Annotated in this window: 27 protein-coding genes and 2 pseudogenes; 19 read left to right on the forward strand and 10 right to left on the reverse strand. The window is 45.0% G+C overall.

Features of this window, described 5'->3' with window-relative positions; translation table 11 throughout:
- The 3 genes from BS63_RS1000000112205 to relB form a co-directional block, all read right to left on the reverse strand.
- A partial coding sequence (locus BS63_RS1000000112205) for a transposase (protein ID WP_028798554.1) occupies positions 1-211 on the reverse strand: 211 nt, incomplete at its 3' end.
- Between the two features lie 494 nt (positions 212-705).
- A complete protein-coding gene (locus tag BS63_RS1000000112160) occupies positions 706-849 on the reverse strand; it encodes a hypothetical protein (protein WP_002959475.1) in 144 nt (47 codons plus the stop codon).
- Positions 839-1129, reverse strand: a complete 291-nt coding sequence (gene relB / locus BS63_RS0109035; RefSeq protein WP_002959477.1) for a type II toxin-antitoxin system RelB/ParD family antitoxin — start codon at positions 1127-1129, stop codon at positions 839-841. The genes BS63_RS1000000112160 and relB overlap by 11 nt, the downstream gene beginning before the upstream one ends.
- A gap of 221 nt (positions 1130-1350) precedes the next feature.
- On the opposite strand from relB, the gene BS63_RS0109040 reads away from it, so the two are divergent.
- The 3 genes from BS63_RS0109040 (at position 1351) to BS63_RS0109050 (ending at position 4061) form a co-directional block, all read left to right on the forward strand.
- Positions 1351-2073, forward strand: a complete 723-nt coding sequence (locus BS63_RS0109040) for an ABC transporter ATP-binding protein (RefSeq protein WP_002959479.1) — start codon at positions 1351-1353, stop codon at positions 2071-2073.
- A 4-nt stretch (positions 2074-2077) separates the two neighbouring features.
- Positions 2078-3217, forward strand: a complete 1140-nt coding sequence (locus BS63_RS0109045) for an ABC transporter permease (RefSeq protein ID WP_002959481.1) — start codon at positions 2078-2080, stop codon at positions 3215-3217.
- 223 nt (positions 3218-3440) lie between these two features.
- The gene (locus tag BS63_RS0109050) at positions 3441-4061 is read left to right on the forward strand and encodes a TetR/AcrR family transcriptional regulator (protein ID WP_002959483.1); all 621 of its coding nucleotides are present in this window, start codon (positions 3441-3443) and stop codon (positions 4059-4061) included.
- Between the two features lie 177 nt (positions 4062-4238).
- On the opposite strand, the pseudogene BS63_RS1000000111425 reads toward BS63_RS0109050, so the two are convergent.
- The 3 genes and pseudogenes from BS63_RS1000000111425 to BS63_RS0109065 form a co-directional block, all read right to left on the reverse strand.
- A pseudogene (locus tag BS63_RS1000000111425) lies at positions 4239-4501 on the reverse strand (type II toxin-antitoxin system RelE/ParE family toxin).
- 3 nt (positions 4502-4504) lie between these two features.
- Positions 4505-4786, reverse strand: coding sequence for a type II toxin-antitoxin system RelB/DinJ family antitoxin (locus tag BS63_RS0109060; protein WP_002959487.1), 282 nt, complete (start codon positions 4784-4786; stop codon positions 4505-4507).
- Between the two features lie 156 nt (positions 4787-4942).
- Positions 4943-5809, reverse strand: coding sequence for a LysR family transcriptional regulator (locus tag BS63_RS0109065; protein ID WP_002959489.1), 867 nt, complete (start codon positions 5807-5809; stop codon positions 4943-4945).
- Positions 5810-5919: 110 nt separating this feature from the next.
- On the opposite strand from BS63_RS0109065, the gene BS63_RS0109070 reads away from it, so the two are divergent.
- Positions 5920-6780, forward strand: a complete 861-nt coding sequence (locus BS63_RS0109070; RefSeq protein ID WP_002959490.1) for an aldo/keto reductase — start codon at positions 5920-5922, stop codon at positions 6778-6780.
- A 99-nt stretch (positions 6781-6879) separates the two neighbouring features.
- On the opposite strand, the gene BS63_RS0109075 is transcribed toward BS63_RS0109070, so the two are convergent.
- Positions 6880-7242 carry a class Ib ribonucleoside-diphosphate reductase assembly flavoprotein NrdI gene (locus BS63_RS0109075; protein WP_002959493.1) on the reverse strand — a complete coding sequence of 121 codons (363 nt, stop codon included), beginning with the start codon at positions 7240-7242 and terminating at the stop codon, positions 6880-6882.
- A gap of 360 nt (positions 7243-7602) precedes the next feature.
- The gene (locus tag BS63_RS0109080; RefSeq protein ID WP_019771344.1) at positions 7603-9987 is read right to left on the reverse strand and encodes an HAD-IC family P-type ATPase; all 2385 of its coding nucleotides are present in this window, start codon (positions 9985-9987) and stop codon (positions 7603-7605) included.
- Positions 9988-10206: 219 nt separating this feature from the next.
- Here BS63_RS0109080 and BS63_RS0109085 point away from each other — a divergent pair, with 219 nt between their 5' ends.
- From BS63_RS0109085 to BS63_RS0109160, 15 genes are all read left to right on the forward strand, one after another.
- Positions 10207-10575 carry a DUF1033 family protein gene (locus tag BS63_RS0109085; protein WP_019781971.1) on the forward strand — a complete coding sequence of 123 codons (369 nt, stop codon included), beginning with the start codon at positions 10207-10209 and terminating at the stop codon, positions 10573-10575.
- 425 nt (positions 10576-11000) lie between these two features.
- On the forward strand, positions 11001-11948 hold the full coding sequence (gene comGA / locus BS63_RS0109090; protein WP_002959503.1) for a competence type IV pilus ATPase ComGA: 948 nt from the start codon (positions 11001-11003) through the stop codon (positions 11946-11948).
- Positions 11872-12915, forward strand: coding sequence for a competence type IV pilus assembly protein ComGB (comGB, locus tag BS63_RS0109095; protein WP_002959504.1), 1044 nt, complete (start codon positions 11872-11874; stop codon positions 12913-12915). Before comGA ends, comGB begins: the two co-directional genes overlap by 77 nt.
- The gene (comGC, locus tag BS63_RS0109100; protein WP_019770073.1) at positions 12912-13238 is read left to right on the forward strand and encodes a competence type IV pilus major pilin ComGC; all 327 of its coding nucleotides are present in this window, start codon (positions 12912-12914) and stop codon (positions 13236-13238) included. The genes comGB and comGC overlap by 4 nt, the downstream gene beginning before the upstream one ends.
- Positions 13192-13626 carry a competence type IV pilus minor pilin ComGD gene (gene comGD / locus BS63_RS0109105; protein WP_254051091.1) on the forward strand — a complete coding sequence of 145 codons (435 nt, stop codon included), beginning with the start codon at positions 13192-13194 and terminating at the stop codon, positions 13624-13626. The genes comGC and comGD overlap by 47 nt, the downstream gene beginning before the upstream one ends.
- Positions 13598-13891, forward strand: a complete 294-nt coding sequence (comGE, locus tag BS63_RS0109110) for a competence type IV pilus minor pilin ComGE (protein ID WP_002959510.1) — start codon at positions 13598-13600, stop codon at positions 13889-13891. The genes comGD and comGE overlap by 29 nt, the downstream gene beginning before the upstream one ends.
- Entirely contained in the window at positions 13875-14312 is a 438-nt protein-coding gene (comGF, locus tag BS63_RS0109115; protein ID WP_002959513.1) for a competence type IV pilus minor pilin ComGF, read from the forward strand. Before comGE ends, comGF begins: the two co-directional genes overlap by 17 nt.
- Complete coding sequence (gene comGG / locus BS63_RS0109120) at positions 14290-14751, forward strand: competence type IV pilus minor pilin ComGG (protein WP_002959515.1); 462 nt, start codon at positions 14290-14292, stop codon at positions 14749-14751. Before comGF ends, comGG begins: the two co-directional genes overlap by 23 nt.
- A gap of 201 nt (positions 14752-14952) precedes the next feature.
- On the forward strand, positions 14953-15219 hold the full coding sequence (locus BS63_RS0109125; protein WP_002959516.1) for a type II toxin-antitoxin system RelE/ParE family toxin: 267 nt from the start codon (positions 14953-14955) through the stop codon (positions 15217-15219).
- On the forward strand, positions 15206-15481 hold the full coding sequence (locus tag BS63_RS0109130) for a helix-turn-helix domain-containing protein (protein WP_002959518.1): 276 nt from the start codon (positions 15206-15208) through the stop codon (positions 15479-15481). The genes BS63_RS0109125 and BS63_RS0109130 overlap by 14 nt, the downstream gene beginning before the upstream one ends.
- Positions 15482-15579: 98 nt before the next feature.
- Positions 15580-16533: a class I SAM-dependent methyltransferase gene (locus BS63_RS0109135; protein ID WP_019771347.1), complete on the forward strand. Its 954-nt coding sequence runs from the start codon at positions 15580-15582 to the stop codon at positions 16531-16533.
- 62 nt (positions 16534-16595) lie between these two features.
- Complete coding sequence (locus BS63_RS0109140) at positions 16596-17792, forward strand: acetate kinase (RefSeq protein WP_002959522.1); 1197 nt, start codon at positions 16596-16598, stop codon at positions 17790-17792.
- Between the two features lie 477 nt (positions 17793-18269).
- Positions 18270-19175, forward strand: a complete 906-nt coding sequence (locus BS63_RS0109150) for a LysR family transcriptional regulator (protein ID WP_002959524.1) — start codon at positions 18270-18272, stop codon at positions 19173-19175.
- A 106-nt stretch (positions 19176-19281) separates the two neighbouring features.
- Positions 19282-19548 (forward strand): ACT domain-containing protein, encoded by a 267-nt coding sequence (locus BS63_RS0109155; RefSeq protein ID WP_002959526.1) that lies wholly within the window; start codon positions 19282-19284, stop codon positions 19546-19548.
- A gap of 11 nt (positions 19549-19559) precedes the next feature.
- Positions 19560-20897: a PFL family protein gene (locus tag BS63_RS0109160; RefSeq protein ID WP_002959528.1), complete on the forward strand. Its 1338-nt coding sequence runs from the start codon at positions 19560-19562 to the stop codon at positions 20895-20897.
- A 238-nt stretch (positions 20898-21135) separates the two neighbouring features.
- Here BS63_RS0109160 and BS63_RS1000000111965 read toward each other — a convergent pair.
- Positions 21136-21438, reverse strand: a pseudogene (locus tag BS63_RS1000000111965) (hypothetical protein); the annotation flags it as partial.
- 26 nt (positions 21439-21464) lie between these two features.
- The coding region (locus tag BS63_RS0109165) for an IS30 family transposase (RefSeq protein ID WP_028798556.1) at positions 21465-21783 on the reverse strand (319 nt) is incomplete at its 5' end.

A 21783-nucleotide genomic window follows, 5' to 3' on the forward strand; every position in this document is an offset into this window, starting at 1 on the left:
AGATCCCTTGAGAATAAGCAAATAAAAGGGCTGCTAGGAGTAATTGGGGATGGTAAGAAGGCCGCCCAACCTCATGATAAAAGTTTAGAAAGGCATTATCATCTAGTTTATTGACCACCTTTTCAATCGTAAAAACGAGATGGTTGTGGGGTAAGAATGCGCTTAATTCTAGTGGCAGAGTCGTTTGATTTGTGTTATAGTGACTGTACATGAGGTAGCCTTTCTATTATTTTTTTGTCAACTATATTTTATCAAGACTACCTATGTCAAGCAAAAAGCAACGGTATCAAAACCGTTGCTTTTTCGTTGGCTGAGGGATAGTTTTGTCCCAGGCTCATTACAAGAAATCTAAAAAATCGACCCCATTGAGGTTCGTTTTTTTATGTTATACTATCTTTAGTTAGTGATAATATAAAAAGCTTACGAGTATCAGGTGACCAATTATTTGTCTGATTCTGACAGTATAAAAGCCTATGAAACATCAGTTTCATAGGCTTTTTGCTATTTCTTTGAGGATGGCTTTAATAACTTTATATAATCACTTTTTGTGGAAAAGAGATAGGCAATCCTAACTTCATCTTCGACAATCGTGTAGAGAACAAGGTAGTCCCGACTTAAGGGAAATCCTCTGGTTGTAAAATTGGGATCTAATTTCTTGCCGAAGCGTTCATCGGCATTAGAACCGGCTTCTGGGAAGAACTCTAGCTATTGAATATCCTGTCGAATGCTGGCAATCTTGTTTCTAGCATTAACTTGGGATTTCAGTTCCTTGCTGATATAGTCAAAAACATCATCAAGTGGCTGAATGACTTGCTTGGAGTAGACGATTTTATACTTTTTATAGTCCATAGCGTTCTTTTAATTCGTCGTCCGTATAGTAATCACCTTTTTCAAATGAAGCGTAGGAGGCTTGGGCTTCCGCTTGCAACTGCTTGAACAGTTGCTCTTTTTCTAATTCGTCTTCTGTTAGTAAGTTAAGTTCTTTAGTGACGACGATGTTCTTTAAAAAGAGGTTGAAGGCCTTTGACATCGTTGTATTTTGTTGCTCTAAAATTAGTTTTGCTTTGTCCACTAATCCTCGGTCTGCTTGGAAATTAATAATCTTTTTATCAGAAGCCAAAGTAGACATAATAGGACCTCGCTTTACCTTTCTTTTTATATCAATTACTATACCATAAAAATTTGTGGAATTTTTTTGACAGATGAGTGAACACTCACTACAATAGAACTTGTAATAAGGTGAGTGGTCACTCACCTCTCTAGATTGAACAAATGACTGGGATTGAACAAATGACTGGGATAGCCTTTTATCCTACCTTTGTTCTTGCTCTTTAAAAGGAAGTGACAGTTATGGAAAATCGGATTGATTTGCAGGATTTGCACAAGGCTTTTGGAAGCCAGATGGTGCTGGATGGAGTCAGCTTGACGCTGGCCAAGGGTGAAATTCTAGGTCTGATTGGGCCTTCTGGGGCTGGTAAATCCACCTTGATTAAGACCATGTTGGGCATGGAAAAGTCGGATAGCGGTCAGGCTCTGGTCTTGGATAAGCAGATGCCTAATCGCCATGTTCTAGGCAGAATCGGCTATATGGCTCAGTCTGATGCCCTTTATGAGAGTTTGACAGGTTTGGAGAATTTGGAATTTTTCGGCCAGATGAAGGGTTTGATGCATAAGGACTTAGCCCAAGCAATCGCTCATGTGGCCAAAGTTGTGGATTTACAAGATAGCTTGAAAATTTATGTTTCCGCCTATTCTGGTGGAATGAAGCGACGTTTATCTTTGGCAATCGCTCTACTGGGCAATCCCGAACTCTTGGTCTTAGATGAGCCGACGGTGGGAATTGACCCTGCCTTGAGGAGGGAAGTCTGGAAGGAGCTGAGGACTATCCGAGATCAGGGACGCTCCATTATCATTACTACCCATGTTATGGACGAGGCGGGACTGACCAATCGTGTTGCTCTACTTTTGGCAGGTAAAATTATCGCTTGCGATGAGCCGCAAAAGCTTAAAGAGAGTTACGGGGTCGATTCCATTGAAGATGTCTTCTTAGAAGCAGAAGCAAGCGAGGAGTAAGATTATGAGAATTCTAGCTATTAGTAAAAGAATTATCAAGGAAATGTTGCGGGATAAAAGGACGCTGGCCCTCATGTTTGTCGCCCCTATTATCATTATGTGGCTGATGAATGTTATGTTCTCGGCCAATACCACTACTGATGTCACCATTGCAAGGGTTGATACTAGCGGTCAGGTGGTCAAAAATCTTCAAGACACTAAGCATGTGACCCTGAAAAATTATACTAGCCTCAAGCAGGCCAAGGCTGATATGAAGACGGGCCAGGTTGATGCTGTTTTGACCCAGAAAGGAGATAAGGAACTTAAGGTCCGCTATGCCAATACAGATGCGACTAAGACAACAATGATTCGCCAGGTGCTTAAGGCAGCCATTGCAAAAGATTCGACTAGTCAGCTGGCGGATGGTATGAAACAGTTAACTACTAAATTGAAACAAATTCAAGCAAGCCTACCCCCGCAAATGCAAACTCAGAAACCTCTAGCTAGTCAGCAAGTGTCCAAGGTCAGTCTCAAGGAAAGTTATAACTATGGCGACAAGGATTCTAACTTTTTTAATAAGATGATACCAATCATGATGGGGTTCATTGTTTTCTTCTTTGTCTTTCTGATTTCCGGCATGGCTCTACTTAAGGAGAGAACCAGCGGAACTCTAGATCGACTTTTGGCAACCCCTGTCAAACGCAGTGACATTGTCTTTGGCTATCTGCTTGCCTACGGTCTCCTGGCGGTGGTTCAAACCTTGGTCATTGTCTTTGCAACCATTTGGCTCTTGGATATTGAGGTTGTGGGAAATGTTGCTTATGTCATCTTGGTTAATGTCCTGATGGCTTTGGTAGCACTCGCTTTTGGTATCTTGCTGTCAACCTTGGCTAAATCAGAGTTCCAAATGATGCAGTTTATTCCTTTGGTTGTCATTCCTCAGTTCTTTTTCTCAGGCTTAATCCCCTTGGATTCCATGGCCAGTTGGGTGCGGGTCATTGGGAAATTCCTACCCTTGCCTTATTCAGGCGATGCTCTGACCAAGGTTATGATGCGGGGCCAAGGCCTATCAGCCGTCAGCACCGATATCTGGGTTCTCTTGTTCTTTGTTATGATATTGACTGTCTGCAATATTTGGGGAATGAAACGCTATCGGAAGGTTTGAGGGACAAAGTCAGTCTATTGTTTTTTACTAGACTGACTACAAGAACTGCTAGGGCGGTTTGGGCTTCTTGCAAATTCTAGCTAAGCCCTATAACCGATTGTCTGGTTTTAAAGCCATCAGATACAAAACCCTGCTTCGGCTTACCTAAACTAGCAGTAAATATCTTGTCAAGACTGGTAAGAGTAGATATAATTAGTTAGTAATAAAACGGATTGAGGAAATTATGCCACAAAATATTATTAAGGATTACCTTCAGATTTTGGCGGAGGAGAAGATGCCGCCGGGCAAAAAAAGGGCCCTGGCCACTGCCATTGAGCTTTTTGCTAGCCAGGGTTTTGATGGGACTTCAACCCTCCAAATTGCAGCCCAGGCTGGGGTCAGCCAGGCTACGATTTTTAAATATTTCAAAACTAAGGAAGATTTGCTGCTGGCTATTCTAGAACCGGTAATTCCTAAGATTAAGGATGAATTTTTTAGCAATCTTTTGGCCTATGAAAAATTGCAGGAGGCAGTACATTTCTTGGTGCAGGACCGTTGGACTTTTATCAAGGCCAATGCGCCCTTACTCAAGATTCTTATGCAGCAGTTTTTGACCAATCAAAATTTTAAAATGGAATTCTTGAAGAACTTTCAGGGCTTAGAAGATTTGGAGGTTCTGCAAAAAATTAAACTCAGTGATCCAAATTTTCGTAAGGATTTACCTCTAGCCAGTCTGATTCGACGAATGGTCGGACCGCTCTTAACCTATTTCTATCAGACCCAGGTTTTGGGATTAGTTAGTCAGGAAGAAGCCCGAGACTTGGCGGATATTGAAGAAGAAATTTTGCGAAACTTGACCAAGTAAGTCGTAATTGCTAATCGAATAATCTTGCTACCAAGGTTTACCTTCCTTTCTGTCAACTTTTCACACCGATGATTCTATCGGATGGGGAAGTGATAGAGATGACTGTGTCAAGTTGGGGACTGAATTTCAATAAAGACAAAAAACGAATACGATTTTGTACTCGTTTTCTTTTTATCCTTAAAATAAATCGGAGTGACTGCCAGTTCTGGTGGCCGTCAGGATTAGCTGGTCTTTATCTACGGCGTAGACTAGGAGACAGTCTGGTTCGATTTGACATTCTCGAAAACTCCGACCAAGGCGTGGTCCCGGTAACTCTGGGGAAGCACCTCTTCGGCTTGTAGGAGAGCGATGAGAGATTCTAGTTTATCTAATGCTAGCCCTCGTTTACGAATTTTCTTTAGGTCTTTTTTGAATTGTTTGGTAGCAACAAGCTTGAGCATAAGCTAGTCCTCATCTAAGTTGTCCAAGAGTTCAGACAAGTTTGCATAGGTTTTCGCTTTTTCCTCTTTAGCTATGATACGACGGGCCTCTTCGATGGCAGCCTCAGTTTCATGATTGTAGCGGGGTTGCTTAATTTGGAAAGGAAATCCCCCCTCCATGATAGAGGTGTTGAGAAAAATATTGATAGCATCTGTCACGGAAATCCCAAAACTATTAAAGAGACTTTCTGCGCGTGCCTTGGTTTCGGGTTCGATTCTCAAGTTAATATTTGCAGTTTTTGCCATGGTCTGTCCTCCTTATCTATTTCAAGGAAATTGAATCGCAAATGTTAAACAAATGCAACTTTTTGAGCAAAGGGTATAGAGAACTTGACAACTAGATTTATAGACCACTAATTTTACACCTTCTTTACGACCCTCAGTGGCTCGCCAACTTTCCTCTTATCTCGGCCAGATTGTCTGGACTTCCTTGATAAAGTTGGCCAGTTTAGCGTTTTTCTCCTTGGGGTAGGTTAGGTAGAAGTCCAGTTTAGCTCGTTCGTCCATTAGGGGCAAAACTTTGCGATCTTTGCTTCTATCTGGTTCAAGGGCCAGGGTTAGGTTGCTGGTGAAATAGGGAAAGTTGGAATAACTGGTAATGACTGAGAAGGCTTGGTCATCTGTTTGGTAAAGAAATTTAAGTCCAGGAATCTCGGCCTCTTCGATAATTTGTCGCCAAATACCGATAGCTTCTTGCACGATGAAGTTCATGTTTTTCAAGTCTTGAAAATGCAAGCTCTGTTTGGCAGCCAGGGCTGTAAAGGGATCTAGATTAACAAAGAGTTGTTCTTGTCCCAAGTAAAGCGATTCTAATTTATCAGTCTGGATTTCTTGGTTGCTGAAAACTAGGTCTAGCTGCTGTCGCTCAAGCAAGTCCTGAATCTGGTCGGATTTGATGAAGTCCTCTTCCTTTGGCAGGCTAAGTTGGTTTGGTTGGGAATAGCGCTCCGATAGTAGTAGGAGAGGGCCTGGAGCAACAGAGGCGATTTTGATTTTATTTTGTTTCTGGTCAAAGGCTTGAAGATTTTTGATAAAATCGGCCTGAGCTTGCAGGAGGGAGCGAGCTTCCTGAACCGCCAGAGTTCCGGTTTTAGTCAGGCTAAGTTTATTGGCCTGGCGGTCGAAAAGTTTGACCCCCAATTCTTCTTCCAGTTTTTGCAGCCCCCGTGTGATGGAGGGCTGGCTTACCAATAATTTTTTGGCGGTAGCCGAAACGGTCCCCAAATCTGCAAAGGTGACTAATTGCTCTAGTAAATCATTATCCAGCATGCTTGGCTCCTTTAGTATACGTTAACTGTATACTAGCATACAAACTTGCTTCTGTTCAAGTCTAGAAATCTGAGTTAGAATAGGCTTATCAAAGAAAAGAGGTAAAGCTAATGGAATATCTTACATTGAATAATGGTCTAAAAATGCCTAAACTGGGCTTCGGGGTTTTCCAAGTTCCGGACTTGGAGGAGTGTGAGGAAGCCGTACTCAATGCCTTGGAGTCCGGTTATCGCCTCTTGGACACGGCTGCGGCTTACGGGAATGAAGAAGCAGTAGGGGCTGCCATCAAGAAGAGTGGCATTCCACGCCAGGAAATTTTTCTAACCACCAAACTTTGGGTAGCTGATGCCAGCTATGAAAAGGCTAAGGTGGCCATTGAAACTTCTCTAAAGAAGTTGGGAACCGATTATATCGACCTTTATCTGCTGCACCAACCCTATGGTGATGTGGCTGGGGCATGGAGGGCCATGGAAGAAGCCTATCAGGCTGGTCAGTTGCGTGCCTTGGGCGTGTCTAACTTTTATCCTGACCAGTATAAGAATCTGACCTTGATGAGCCAGGTGAAGCCAGTTCTCAATCAAATTGAAGTCAATCCTTGGTTCCAACAAAATTCTGATGTTGCCTATTTCCAAGGGGAAGATGTGGTGGTAGAAGCCTGGGCTCCTTATGCCGAAGGCAAGCATGACATCTTTACTAATCCAACTATCGCTCAAATCGGGCAAAAATATGGCAAGACCAACGGTCAAGTCATTCTGCGCTGGCTTCTGCAAAGAGACATTGTCATCATTCCAAAATCTGTCCGCCGGCAACGGATGGAAGAAAACTTTGATGTCTTTGATTTCAGCCTAGACCAAGAAGACATGGAAACCATGGCTAACTTGGACAAGGGCCAGAGCCAATTCTTCGACCACCGCGATCCAGCAGCCATCGAGGCTATCTTTGGTTCCAGCCTTACAGCTCTTAAAAACTAATTAAAATAAAGACCCTAAACAGGATTCCCTGTTTAGAGTCTTTTGCACTAGTATGAAGATGAAGTGGTGCTCGTCACCATAAGAGCCATCCCTGTATACTTATCCTAGTTGGGCAAGGGCTTCTAGGATTTTGGCTTCATCGGTCTTGCTTCCACGCCCGTTGATTGTGGCTAAGAGAGGAACACCGTATTTGAGGGCGACTTTTTGACCACCGAAGCAGAAGGTTTCCCGATGGCGCTCAAGAGAGCCTGTTGCAACAACAGCTTGGAGGTTTTGATGATTCCTTTCCAAAAACTGGCTGACCAAATCAGGTGTTTCTCCAACTTTGTCGCTGTAGGTGAAGAGGACGAAGGGCTCGTTCACTACTTCCTGACCACTTTCAATCTGAAGGGTTTGGTCAAATCCCAGATCTTGGACTAATTCTTTTGTTTTGCCCTGACGGCTAGCATAGACAATTTTCATGAGATTTCCCTTCTCCTAACTTTCTGATGTGTCCCTTACATTATACACCAAGTCAGAAGGAGTAAGGAAAAGTTTGTTTAAGATTGAAAACTCCGTCTGTGCTTGAGATTGACTTTAACTTTAACCAAATATGTACCAAATTAGCTGAAAATCAATAAGTAGAGGTTGATTTTCTCTATTATTTTGATAGACTATAACTAGTCTAAAGCCTTGTTCGTCAAGGATACATGTGGGGCATGTCGAATGACAGGCCTCAATTTTTTACTATAAGTATCAATAAAAACGCATAATATCTTTGCTTTCAAAGCGTTGATCTCATGCGTTTTTTTATTTTAATTAAATTCTGTACCTGCTTGTACTTTACCTCCTAAACCACTTGAAACGTCGCCAGCCCTTGTTGGCGATGAAGTCGAAGAAGGTGGAGAGGTTGCGGTAGATGGATTCGCCAACTAGGAAGAAGACCAGGCCCAGCAAGAAGACATCTAGGGTGACGTGGCTGAGCTCAAAGATATTCTTGAGCAGAGCGGCCGAGATGATGAAGGCCAGAATGGAAACGGCAATGATGGCTACCTTGCTCTTGGTCAGGGGTCTAGATAGGCGAACCAGAGCCATAAAGCCGATGATAGAAAGCAGGAAGGTAGAAACGGTTGACGTTTGGTTGTAGTCAATCTGGAAGAAGACGGCTGCTCCGACTAGGAGGCCGATAGCGGCAACGGCGGCAACGGCTGCTGGCAGGGCATTTTTCAGTACCTTGAGCATGAAGTGACCGGAAATCCGTTTGTTATTGGCCTCGAGGGTTAAGAGGTAACTTGGCAGACCGATCATAAAGGCTGAAATCAGCGAAATCTGCGAGGCCTTGAGCGGATAGGTGATGGCAAAGATAATCGAAAGGATAGCCAACAGGAAGGAAAAGATATTCTTAATCAAGAAGAGGCTGGCTGAGCGTTCGATATTGTTGACGGTGCGACGGCCCTCGGCCACAACCGATGGCATGCTGGCAAAGTTGGAGTCAACGAGGACGATTTGCGAGGCATTGAGGGCAGCGTCGCTTCCAGAAGCCATGGCAATACTACAGTCGGCAGCCTTGAGGGCCAAAACATCATTGACCCCGTCACCGGTCATGGCAACGGTATGGCCGTCACCTTGCAGGGCTAAGACTAGTTGGCGTTTGAGCTCAGGTGTTACCCGACCAAAGACGGTGTAGGTGCGGGAGGCTTCCTTAACCATGTCATCAGTCACCAGAGTTCTGGCATCGACATAGTTTTCAGCTCCCTTGATTTGGGCCTTACCAGCCACATGGGAAACGGTCACGGGGTCGTCCCCAGAAATGACCTTGATGGCCACATCTTGACGGCCAAAGTAGGCAAAGGTTTCAGGGGCTTCTTGGCGGATAGGGTTAGAAATTAGGATAAAGGCGTAGGGCGTGATGGGAGCAGCAAGGGGTTCGACCTGTTCGGAAGTCAATTTCCCAAAGGCTAGGACCCGGTAGCCCTGAGCAGCATAGTGGTTGACCTCTTCTTCATAGGTCGACCAGTCGTCTCCCAAGAGGATTTGCGGTGCCCCAATCAGATAGGAGAAGCCATCATAGATAACACCGCTGTATTTATTGGAGGATTTGAAGGGCTGGAGGCTCTTCTTCTTGAGGGTCAGGCCATTGGCTTGCTCCTTGGTGAAGTAGGCTTGGAGGGCCTCCATGGTATCGTTGTCGCCAGCCAATTCATTGGTCACTCTAGCAATCAGGCTATCGAGACGAAGGCCTGTATCAGGGCTTTTATCAAAGGCAGCAGTAGCGATATAGTCCTGAACCGACATGCTATTTTCGGTGATGGTCCCTGTCTTATCAATACAGAGGACATCGACCCGAGCCAGCTTTTCGACACTTTTCATATCATGAAGGACGACCTGTTTGCGGGCCAGCCGCATGGTGCTGGCAACCAGAGAGATGGTGGTCAAGAGGTAGAGCCCTTCTGGAATCAGCCCGATAACAGCCGCCACCATTGATTTAACGGCACCACCGAAGCCGATCTGATTGATAAAGAGACTTTGGTAAAGCATGATGAGGGCCAAGGGGATAATCAGAATTCCCACCCATTTGACAATGGCATTGATGGAGCGAATCATTTCGGATTGCTCGCTACTATCAACAGCCTTGGCTTCCTTAACTAGCTTGGCCGCATAGGTGTCTTCGCCGACTCGGATGACCTTGGCCAGACAGGTGCCAGCGACGACGAAGCTACCAGACATGAGTTCATCGCCTGGGGCCTTGGAAATTTCATCGGCCTCCCCAGTCAGGATGGACTCATCTACCTGAACGGTCTCGCTAAGGACGTTAGCATCGACAGAAATCTGATTACCGGCCGAGAGCTGGATGGCATCGTCAAGAACCAGGTCCTCAACGGGAATGGTGGTCAGCCTGCCGTCCCGCAGGACGGTCACATTGGGCGTGGTGACAATGGCCAGTTTGGAGACAATCTTGCGGGAGCGGAGCTCTTGGACAATCCCTAGGATGGCATTGATGAAGACCACCGGCAGGAAGGTAAAATTACTAATACCGATGTTACCACTAATTAGTAATAAAATCGTCAAGACCGCAAAAATCAGGTTGAAATAGGTCAGAGTATTTTCTTTGATGATCTGACTGGTCGTTTTGACGTCGGAAGTGGTCGCCCTATTGACTTGGCCCTGGGCCACGCGGCTGGCTACCTCTTGGCTGGATAGTCCCTTGATATCTTTGCTGTCACTCATAGTATCCTCTTTTTATCTTGGTGTGATTGCCTTCTATTCTACCATTCTGGCGATGAGAAAGCCAGAATCTGTGGAGATTTCTTAGCCAGATAAGAATAAAATTTTCCAGAAAAAACTATAAGAATTGATTAAACTTTCTAATATTTTGACATTTCCAAGCAAATTTATTTAAATTTGTCATTTTTTCTTATATAATACAGGAAAAGTTAGGATTAAACTATGTATCAAGTAATAAAAATGTACGGGGATTTGGAGCCTTGGTGGTTCCTTGAGGGCTGGAAAGATGATATCCTCAAGGTTCAAGAATTTGAGGATTACTATGAGGCTCTCAAATATTATAAGCAAGAGTGGTTTGATTTGATGGGCCGCTACCCTAGTTTTAATAGTAAAAGCAGTGTCATGACGGCTTTTTGGGATAGTAAAGACCAACGCTGGTGCGAAGAGTGCGGTGAGGACTTGCAACAGTATTACTCCCTAGCTCTGCTCAAAGACTGGGAGGCTATTCCCAAGGACTGGCATCGACCAGGTTATGAGCGGAGTAACGATAATCCTATTCCTTTTCAATGCCGGGTAAAAGTGGAGCAATAAACTATTTGTAAAATTGATTAATAAAGACCGAGTTTTTGCTCGGCTTTTTCTTTTGCATTTAAAATCGTTTGATAAGCAAATTAAGGGAACTTTTTCCATATTTTCATGTCAATCTCCTTTTTTTGCCTTCGTTTACGAATTAATAAGTAAGCAGGACGTAGAATTAAGATACCAAGCTGTAAAGTGGCTCAAAGGATTACAAAGTAAGGGAGTAAGAGAACGAAGCTGTCTCAAGCATCTAGGAGCCTTCCTCTTTTTCCACAGAGTCGTAGGCGTGTTCGACTGAGCAGTTTCACTAAGCGTTAAAGTGCTTGTTTAGACTACAAGATTTTCTATAGAAAATCTTTAGCTCACTTGCTAATTTATGTAGGTTGATAATATTGATCGCTCTACATAAACGTTGTCATTAACATAAGGAGTCTTCTATGGTTGAAGTGCAGGAGCTGGGAAAGGAATTGATTAGACAGGCAGTTGAGGAGCAGGCTCAGGATATTTATCTTTTGCCCAAGCTGGCTGTTTATAAGATTTATCTACGGTTTGGCGAGAAGCGGCACTTGATTCAGACTTGCCCTCCCGAGCAGGCTGCGGGTCTGATTAGTCACTTTAAATTTCTTGCTGGCATGAATGTTGGTGAGAAGCGACGGGCCCAGCTGGGTGCCTGTGATTATGCCTTCGCTGATGGTGAGACAGCGGCCTTGCGTTTATCGACGGTTGGCGACTATCAAGGGCGAGAAAGTCTGGTTATTCGCCTGCTCTTTGACAGAAAACGAGAGTTGAAATTTTGGTTTGATGGTCTAAATGCCCTCCTGCCCAAGATTATCGGGCGAGGCCTCTACCTTTTTTCTGGACCTGTCGGGTCGGGCAAGACGACCCTCATGTATGAACTGGTCAGTCGCAAGTACCCAGACAGTCAGATTATTACCATTGAGGATCCTGTTGAGATTAAGCAGGATAATATGCTCCAACTCCAGCTTAATCCCTCTATCGGGATGACCTATGACCATTTGATTAAGCTCTCCCTGCGCCATCGGCCGGATGTTCTAATTATCGGAGAAATTCGCGATAGGGAGACCGCCCAAGCAGTTATTAGGGCTAGCCTAACAGGGATCCGAGTTTTTTCGACTGTTCATGCCAAGAGTATTCCAGGGGTCTACGCCCGGATTTTAGAGCTGGGTGTTAGCCAGGATGAGTTAGATAATTGTCTGGCCGGCATTGCCTACCAGCGTTTAATTGGGGGAGGAGGATTGATTGATTTTGCCCAAGACCATTTTCAAAACCACCAGGCTGAGTGCTGGAATGAAAAAATTGACCAACTTCTTGCAGCAGGACATCTCACTGAGGAAGAGGCGGCCGCCGAAAAAATTAAAGACTAGCCGGCAGCGTAAGGTCATCCAACTCTTCAATAATCTTCTGGAGTCGGGCTTTACCCTAACCGAGATTGTGGATTTTCTGGACCGCAGTAGCCTTCTGGCTCCGGCCTATACCAAGGAGATGCGGGCCTCCCTCTTGGCGGGGGAAAATTTGGCAGCTATGATGGGCAAGTTAGGCTTTTCCGATGATGTGGTCACTCAGCTTTCTCTGGCAGAACTGCATGGCAATACCCAAGGCAGTCTCCTGAAAATCGAGGCTTATCTAGCCCACCTCATGACTGTTAAAAGGAAGCTTTGGGAGGTCGCTACCTATCCCATTATTCTTCTAACCTTTTTGATTCTGATTATGCTGGGCCTGCGAAATTATCTCTTACCCCAGTTGGAAAGGACCAACCTGGCGACCAGGATAATCAATCATTTTCCTCTGGTCTTTCTAATTGGAGTACTGGTTTTGGCCTTAGTCATTCTTTGCTTGATCTGGTTACAAAGACGGTCGCGAAAAATCACCTGGTACAGCCGCCTGGCTAGACTCCCTTTGCTGGGAAGATTTGTCCAACTCTACTTGACTGCCTATTATGCTAGGGAGTGGGGCAATTTGATTGGTCAGGGGGTAGAAATGAGTCGGATTGTCCAACTTATGCAAGAGCAAAGATCCCAACTCTTCCAGGAGATTGGCCGAGAGATGGAGGCGGCTCTTCTAGCTGGTCAAGAATTCCACCACAAGGTTTTGGACTATCCCTTCTTCCTTCGGGAATTGAGCCTGATTATTGAATATGGTCAGGTCAAATCTAAATTAGGTAGTGAGCTGGAGGTCTATGCTCAGGAGACCTGGGAGGCCTTCTTTAGTCGGGTCAATCGAGCTACTCAGTTGATTCAGCCCTTAGTCTTTATTCTGGTGGCCCTTGTTATCGTCATGATTTACGCAGCCATGTTGCTGCCCATGTATCACAATATGGAGGTACCTTTATGATGAAAAAATTTCTCAAACGCCTAAAAGGCAAGAAGGTCAAAGCCTTCACCCTGATTGAAATGCTGGTCGTGCTACTGATTATCAGCGTTTTGCTCCTGCTCTTTGTCCCCAATTTGGCCAAGCAAAAGGATAAGGTCAAGGATACTGGCGGTTCAGCCGTTGTCAAGGTGGTGGAAAGTCAGGCGGAACTCTATGAACTCAATCATAGCGATGATGCCACGGTATCAAAACTAGTTTCTGATGGTGACATCACCCAAAAACAGGCGGATTCTTACAATGATTATTACAAGAAACATAAGGAAAGTCGCAACGTTCCGAACTAGAGCCTTTACTCTGATTGAAAGTCTCTTGGTCTTGGCCATCACTAGCTTTTTACTCCTAAGCTTCACAGGCGGGGTCCAGCAAATTTTTACGGGCGTGCAGGAGAAACTCTTCTTTCTCTCTTTTGAACACCTCTATCAGGACAGCCAGAAACTCAGTAATGCCCAGCAAAAGGAACTGACCTTGAGGATTGCTGACGGCCAGGTGACCAATGGTCAGGAAAGTCTGAGTATCCCTGATTCTGTCAGGCCCAATCAGACCTACAGCATCGAATTTTCACCAGCCGGTGGCAATTCTTCGCTGGAAAAATTGACCTTCACAACTAAGGATGGCTCTGTCTCTTATCAACTTTATATAGGAAGTGGTCGCTATAAAAAAACGGAAAATTAAAGCCTATATTCTCTTAGAAAGCCTGATAGCTCTAGCAGTCTTGGTCACCATTGTCACCTTAATCTTGACGGAAATCAACCGAGATCGTCAGGAGCTGGTGGCTAGTCTTCATCGCCAGGAAGTTCTCAACCTTGCCCAGATGGCAGTTCAGACCAAACAGGACAGTCTCAGTCTGAACGGGGTGACGGTTCAGGTTCAGCGGACTTCGACTAGCATCAGGGTTTATGAAAATGGCAGGGAGGTTCTCCATGTGGCTAAAAACTAGAATTCGAGCCTTCACCCTCTTGGAGTGCTTGGTGGCCCTCTTGGTCATCGCTGGCAGTGTCATGGTCTATCAGGGGCTAACCCAGGTTTTGACCAGCAATGTTGCCTACATCAGCAAGAATGATGAGGAGGACTGGCTCCTCTTTTGTCAGCAGCTTCGCTCAGAGCTATCTGGGACTGACTTGGACCGGGTGGCGGACAATAAACTTTATGTCAAAAAGGGTGACCAGCCTCTAGCCTTTGGCCAGTCCCGCTCGGATGATTTTCGCAAGACCAATGCTGACGGCCGGGGCTATCAGCCCATGCTCTTTGGCCTCAAGGCCTGCACCATCAGCCAGACTGGTCAGACCGTCACTATTTCGCTGACTCTGAAATCAGGCTTAGAAAGGACCTTTGTCTATGATTTTGCAAAAACGTCTTAGGGCAGGGGTCCTCATCTATGCCCTGCTGATGGCAGCCATCTTTATTTTGCTCTTGCAGTTCTATCTGGACCGAGTAGTGGCCAATCAGCGGCAAAATAAGGCTCTCGAGCAAAATAGTCAGGCCTATCTGATAGCCCAGTTGGTCAAGGAGCAGGCCAATCAGCCCTCTGGCCAGATGACCTTTGAGCAAGGCCAGGCCAGCTATCACAAAGACGGCAAACTCCTGAGTGTCAAGGTCAGCCTGTCGGATGGTGCTAGCTATAGCTATGACTTCGTTGAAAATGAGTCCTCTAGCTCTTCCAGCTCCGACAAGGATAAAAGCAAGGACAAATCTAAATCCTCCTCATCTTCCGACCCCAGCAGGGACAAGTCCCAACCTTCTTCGTCAACTCAATCCGCCAGCTCGCAGTCGGATGATGAAAAGTCGAGCGCTGGGTGAGGGGGAGGTATAAGCTTGAGACGGAAGTTAGTAGCTTCTTTCCTAAATTATACTTAGAAGATAATTGTATCTCTGAACAGTATATGCTGTCATGAGGCTGTAATGGATAATCCAAAATTTGAATTTTACACTAGACCAAATGGTCACAATGAGTTTATGGAATTCTATCATTCCCTACCTTTGAAAGATCAATAAAAGTTGATGTCTTTAATTTCTGTGATTCAAGATAACGGTTTGCTAGTCGCCCAACGAATGGAATGGGTAAAAAGATTAGATAATGAAATTTTTGAAATTCGCTCTAAGTTTTCCTCAAATATTCAAAGAGCCTTATATTTTCATGTCTCAGGCAATCGTTTTATCATAACTCATGGTTTTACAAAAAAGAGTCAAAAAACACCATTTAGTGAAATTCAAAGAGCGAAAATAATAAAACAAGAGTTTGAGGAGGAGTTTCATGTCAACCATTAAGTTTGATGATTTTTTGGAAGAAGAGCGGAAAAATCAGTCCTTTGAGGACGGCTTTCAGACACAAAAAGCTATCCTGGAGAGTGCTTTGGCAGTATCAAAAGCACGTTCCAAGGCTGGTTTAAGTCAGAGAGAGCTAGCTAAATTATCCCACGTCCCTCAGTCAACTATTGCTAGGATTGAAAGGGGGAACAATACCAGTATTGAGACCATGAGTAAATTAGCCGTTGCTCTCAAGCAAGAGTTGAAGATTAGTATCGGCTGAGTTATCTTAAAAAGCTTTGTCCATTTGGGCAGGGCTTTCTCTATTCAGGCCGGCCCCTCCTCATTCCCATTTCCTGGCATTTTTGTTATGATAGGACTATGAATTTTGAAACGATTGAAAAAGCTTATGAGCTGCTATTAGAGAATGTTCAGCTCTTGCAAAATGACTTGAAGACCAATAGTTACGATGCCTTGATTGAGCAAAATGCTATCTATCTGGATGGCAAAACTGAAAATAAGACGGTTTTGGCCAATGACCAGGCCTTGTGTGACTTGAATTTGAGCAAGGAAGAGTGGCGGAGGGCCTACCAGTTTCTCTTTATTAAGCTGGCCCAGTCTGAACCCTTGCAGGCCAACCACCAGTTTACGCCGGATAGTATTGGTTTTGTCCTGCTTTTCTTGCTGGAAAATCTGACCAAGGAAGCAAGTCTGGACCTTCTGGAGATTGGCTCTGGAACAGGCAATCTAGCTCAAACCCTGCTCAATAACAGCAGTAAAGGTCTGAATTATCTGGGGCTAGAAGTGGATGATTTGCTGATTGATTTGTCAGCCAGCATCGCTGATGTTGTGGGATCTGACGCTAGTTTCGTGCAGGAGGATGCGGTTCGTCCTTCCCTGCTCAAGGAGAGCGACATTATTGTCAGCGATCTTCCCGTTGGCTATTATCCCGATGATGCTATTGCCAGTCGCTACCAGGTGGCTGCCCAGGATGACCACACCTATGCCCATCACCTGCTTATGGAGCAGTCGCTCAAGTACTTGAAGGCCAATGGTTTTGCCATTTTCTTGGCTCCAGTCAATCTTCTGACCAGTCCCCAGAGTGATCTGCTCAAGGCTTGGCTCAAGGGTTATGCTGACATCGTGGCCGTCATTACCCTACCTGAGGAACTTTTTGGCAATCCGGCCAATGCCAAGTCTATCTTTGTCCTGCAGAAGCAGACTGTTCAGGCGCCCGAGACCTTCGTCTATCCGCTGAGTGATTTGCAAGACCGAGATAAGCTCTTGGATTTTATGGAAAATTTCAAGAAATGGTCAGCTGAATATATTCTTTGATGAAAATTTTTGCTATAATAAGACTTGAATTCAGAAAACGTTTACATTAGAAGAGGTAGCTCATGTCAAAAACAATCGCAATCAATGCCGGCAGCTCCAGTCTCAAATGGCAGCTCTACCAAATGCCCGAAGAGGAAGTCTTGGCCAAGGGGTTGATTGAGCGGATTGGCTTAAATGATTCAATCTCAACGGTCAAATATGATGATAAATCTGATTCGCAAACGCTGGATATTCCTGACCACACCATGGCGGTTCGGATTCTCCTGGAGGATTTGCTCAAGCACGGTCTGATTAAGGATTACCAAGAAATCACTGGTGTTGGGCACCGGGTTGTGGCTGGTGGTGAATATTTCAAGGAATCTGCCTTGGTTGATGAAAAAGTTATTGAGCAGGTTGAAGAGCTTTCTCTCTTGGCCCCTTTGCACAATCCAGGTGCAGCAGCTGGTATTCGGGCTTTCCGTGACATCCTGCCAGACATTACCAGCGTGGTTGTCTTTGATACCTCCTTCCATACCACCATGCCCAAGTATGCTTACCTCTATCCGATTCCGCAAAAATATTATCGTGATTATAAGGTGCGTAAGTACGGGGCCCACGGCACCAGCCATAAGTATGTCGCCCAGGAAGCGGCTAAGATTTTGGGCCGGCCTTTGGATGAATTGAAGCTGATTACGGCTCATATCGGAAATGGGGTTTCAATTACAGCTAACTATCATGGCGAGTCTGTTGATACTTCTATGGGCTTGACTCCGTTAGCTGGTCCGATGATGGGAACTCGTTCGGGTGATATTGACCCAGCTATTATTCCTTTCTTGATTCAACAGGATCCAGAACTGGGAACAGCGGCCGATGTGGTCGAAATGCTCAATAAGAAATCTGGTCTCATGGGTGTTTCTGAAAAGTCTAGCGATATGCGGGATATTGAGGCTGGTATTCAGGCCCATGATAAGAATACCGTTCTGGCCTACAATATCTTTATCGACCGCCTCAAAAAATTCATCGGTCAATACTTTGCTGTTCTCAATGGTGCTGATGCCCTGGTCTTCACTGCTGGTATGGGTGAAAATGCCGTCAATATGCGGCAGGACATCATTGCTGGCCTCTCCTGGTTCGGCATGGAAATCGACCCTGAAAAGAATGTCTTTGGTTATGTTGGTGATATTTCAACCCCAGAGTCCAAGGTCAAGGTTTTGGTTATCCCAACCGATGAAGAGCTGATGATTGCCCGTGATGTTGAACATTTTAAAAATCTCAAATAAGTTTAGCTTTGCTAATCGGTAAAGTCCAACCCAGTCTAACTTTCTTTGGAGGTCAGGTGGGGTGGGCTTTTTTGTCGGCTTGGATATGGCACTAATTAGTAATTTTTTGGATATGGCTAAGCTAGTGTCACCAACTAGTGATTTACAAGCCTAACTGGGGAAGTGAGGATAAATAGTAATTTTCTGTATTAAGCTTAAATTGATACTAATTAGTTATTTAAGTCTCTATTCAAAGTGATGCTTTCATCTAGCAATTTTTATCGTCTAGGTACAATACCCGCCATTAAAAAATACAATAGACCCTTTAGATATTCTTATTGGGCTTGCTCCCACATTAGGCTAGGGCTCTGCTATAATGAATTGGACAGTTGGATAAGGGGGCCGATATTGGTCGCTTATCCAACTTATCGGAAGGCAAGTTCGGAATTGCACAGGGCCCAAGCGGCGGCCCGGTTTTGCTTGGAGGTGAAAGTGTCAATGAATTTTCAACAGTGTCGATATGCTCAGGCTATTGCCGAGATGGGATCTTTTAGTCAGGCGGCCAAAAAGCTCTTTGTGACCCAACCTAATCTCTCAGCCTCCATCAAGGATTTGGAGGAAGAGCTGGGCGTGCAACTCTTCGTTCGGTCCAATACAGGTGCCCGCTTAACGGATGATGGCAATGATTTTGTCAAGTATGCCAAGCGGATTATTGGCGAATTGGATTTGCTAGAAAGTCGTTATCAGCATAACTTTCGCAAGAGTTTCACGGTAGCCTCCCACCATTATGATTTTCTCTCACTGCCTTTGACTCAGGTAGTACAGTCTTTTCAGGCGGATTACCAGGAGTTCCAACTGATCGAGACGACCACCAAGAAGATTTTAGAGAGTGTGGATAACTTTGAAAGTGACATGGGGATTATTTATTTGGATTCCAATAATCGCCATATCTTGGAGAAGTCCTTGGCCAATCAAGATTTGAGTTTTACCTCCTTGGGAGAATTTCCCACTCAAGTTTTTCTGCGGCGGGGCCATCCCTTGGCTGACCGCCAGGTTTTGACCCAAGAAGATTTGGAGGGTTATCCACAGGTCCGTTTTCGTCAGGAGAAGTCGGGTCTCCATTTTGATGAGGACACACTGGAGGTCCTGGATAATCAGACCATCATGTACAGCAATGACCGGGGGACGGTCATGAATCTGCTGACGGCTTCAGATGCCTATGCCTCGGGATTGGGGATTGTCAATGGTTTTATCAAGGGGCAGATTGTCTTGATTCCTCTGGCGGATAGCCCAGTTCACACCTTGGGTTATGTCACCAATAATAAGCGAAAAAATACGCCAATTATGGAAGCCTTTATTGCCCGAGTCAAGGAAAGTTTGGCAGAAAGTGAGAACGAAGAATGAGCCGGCTAGGCCGGCTGTTTTAATAGAAAATTCTGATAATTTTTGAAAAAATCAGCCAATCTATGCTAAAATACTAACAATACTAAAAAATGAGGTGGCAAAAAAGATGAAAGCAATTATCACAGTGGTCGGTAAAGATAGCCAGGGGATTGTGGCTGGTGTTTCGGCTAAGATTGCCGATTTAAGGCTTAATATCGACGACATTACCCAGACAATTTTAGACGAGTATTTTACCATGATGGCGGTTGTATCCTCTCCTGAAAAGAAGGACTTTAGCCTGCTGCGCTTAGAGCTGGAAAAGCTGGGCGAGCAGCTTGGGGTCAAGATTAACATTCAAAGCTCGGCTATCTTTGATGCCATGCACAAGTTGTAGGGGAGGCTCTCATGGATATTCAACAGGTTACAGAAACTATTGCCATGATTGAGGAGCAGAACTTCGATGTTCGCACTATCACCATGGGAATTTCTCTATTGGACTGTATCGACCCCGATATCAATCGGGCTGCCGATAAGGTCTATCGCAAAATCGTTGACAAGGCGGCTAATCTGGTTGCGGTCGGTGATGAGATTTCAGCCGAATTGGGCATTCCCATTGTCAATAAGCGGGTCTCGGTCACACCCATCTCCATCATTGGGGCAGCAACCGATGCGACTGACTATGTTCCCCTAGCCAAGGCCATGGACAAGGCGGCTAAGGAGATTGGCATCAACTTTATCGGGGGCTTTTCGGCCCTGGTGCAAAAGGGTTACCAAAAGGGTGATGAGATTCTCATTGAGTCCATTCCTCGGGCCCTTGCTGAGACGGACTTTGTCTGCTCTTCGGTCAATATCGGATCAACCAAGTCGGGCATCAATATGACAGCCGTTAGGGACATGGGCCAAATCATTAAGGAAACCGCCCAGTTGTCAGAAATGGGACCAGCCAAGCTGGTAGTCTTTGCCAATGCAGTTGAGGACAATCCCTTTATGGCAGGAGCCTTCCATGGTGTCGGTGAAGCTGATGTGGTTATCAATGTCGGTGTTTCCGGTCCCGGTGTTGTCAAGCGGGCCCTGGAAAAGGTCAAGGGTCAATCCTTTGATGTCGTGGCGGAAACCGTCAAAAAGACCGCTTTTAAAATCACTCGGATTGGTCAGCTGGTTGGTAGCCTAGCCAGTGAGCGTTTAGGTGTCAAGTTTGGTATTGTTGACCTGTCTTTGGCACCAACGCCAGCAGTCGGTGACTCGGTGGCTCGGGTTCTGGAAGAAATGGGTCTGGAAACCGTCGGCACCCATGGGACAACAGCGGCTCTGGCCCTTCTCAATGACCAGGTCAAAAAGGGTGGCGTTATGGCCTGCAACCAGGTCGGTGGTCTGTCCGGTGCCTTCATTCCTGTCTCTGAGGACGAAGGCATGATTGCGGCTGTCGAAGCTGGCTCTCTCAATCTGGAAAAATTAGAAGCCATGACGGCCATCTGCTCGGTTGGTCTAGATATGATTGCCATTCCTGAGGATACACCAGCTGAAACCATCGCTGCCATGATTGCCGATGAAGCTGCTATCGGGGTTATCAATATGAAGACCACCGCCGTCCGCCTCATCCCTAGGGGCAGGGAAGGGGACACCATCGAATTTGGTGGCCTCCTGGGTTCTGCCCCCGTCATGTCGGTTAATAAAAATTCCTCTGCCGACTTTATCGCCCGAGGTGGTCAAATTCCAGCTCCAATCCATAGCTTTAAGAACTAATCAATTCTTTCCTCACCAGTCGGTGGGGATTTTTTATAAGGTCCTTGTCCCACTTAGAAATAAAGTTAAACTTTTGTTGGACAGCCATTTAGGTTGATTAGGAGTGGAGATGCTCTACTTGTAAGCATTAAAATAGCAAAAAACGAGGCTGGGACAAAAAAGTCCCAGCCTCTCTATTATTTTCAACAGACAATTTGAAACAGCTTTTAAGGCTGTCTCGTTGACTTATTTTTATAGCCTAGGGATGAAAAATAGTCAATAGAAGAAGGAAAACTCCAAAAATAGGACAGATTCTGGCGGGTAGGTGCGATTTTCCGTATTTGAAGGCTTGCCAGATACAGATAGCCAACAGCACTAGAGAAGATAACCTAGACCAAAAGAGCCCGACCGCAAGGGAACCTGCATATAAATAGCAAGCTCCAGCAAAAGTTGTGCCTCCTAAAATAAAGGATAGTAAAATTTTAGAAAGCCAAGCCCCATCGTTTGCGAAAGCTGGCAGGTCACCATGGAACTTTTTGGCATAAGATAAATTTTTATAACAATAAATTGCAAGAATAAGTGCAACATTTACTTGAACTCATCCTCTAGAGCTTCACTAGCAGTTCTGTAAGCTAAACATTTTCGTGGTCGGTGATTGATATCATATAAAGCCTTATTCAAAACCTCATCAGAGATAGCGGCTAAATCTGTTTTCTTTGGGAAATATTCTCTTAGTAAGCCATTTGCGTTTTCATTGCTTCCTCTCTGCCAGGATGAATAGGCGTCCGCAAAGAAAAAGGAAATTCCTAAATTCTCTACCAGAGGATAGCAGGCAAACTCTTTTCCTCTGTCTGAAGTGAAGGTTTTAAGAGCCTCTTTTGGAAATAGCTTACAAAGTTGTTCGATG

The sequence above is a fragment of the Streptococcus sobrinus DSM 20742 = ATCC 33478 genome (genome assembly GCF_000686605.1).
GTDB lineage: Bacteria > Bacillota > Bacilli > Lactobacillales > Streptococcaceae > Streptococcus > Streptococcus sobrinus.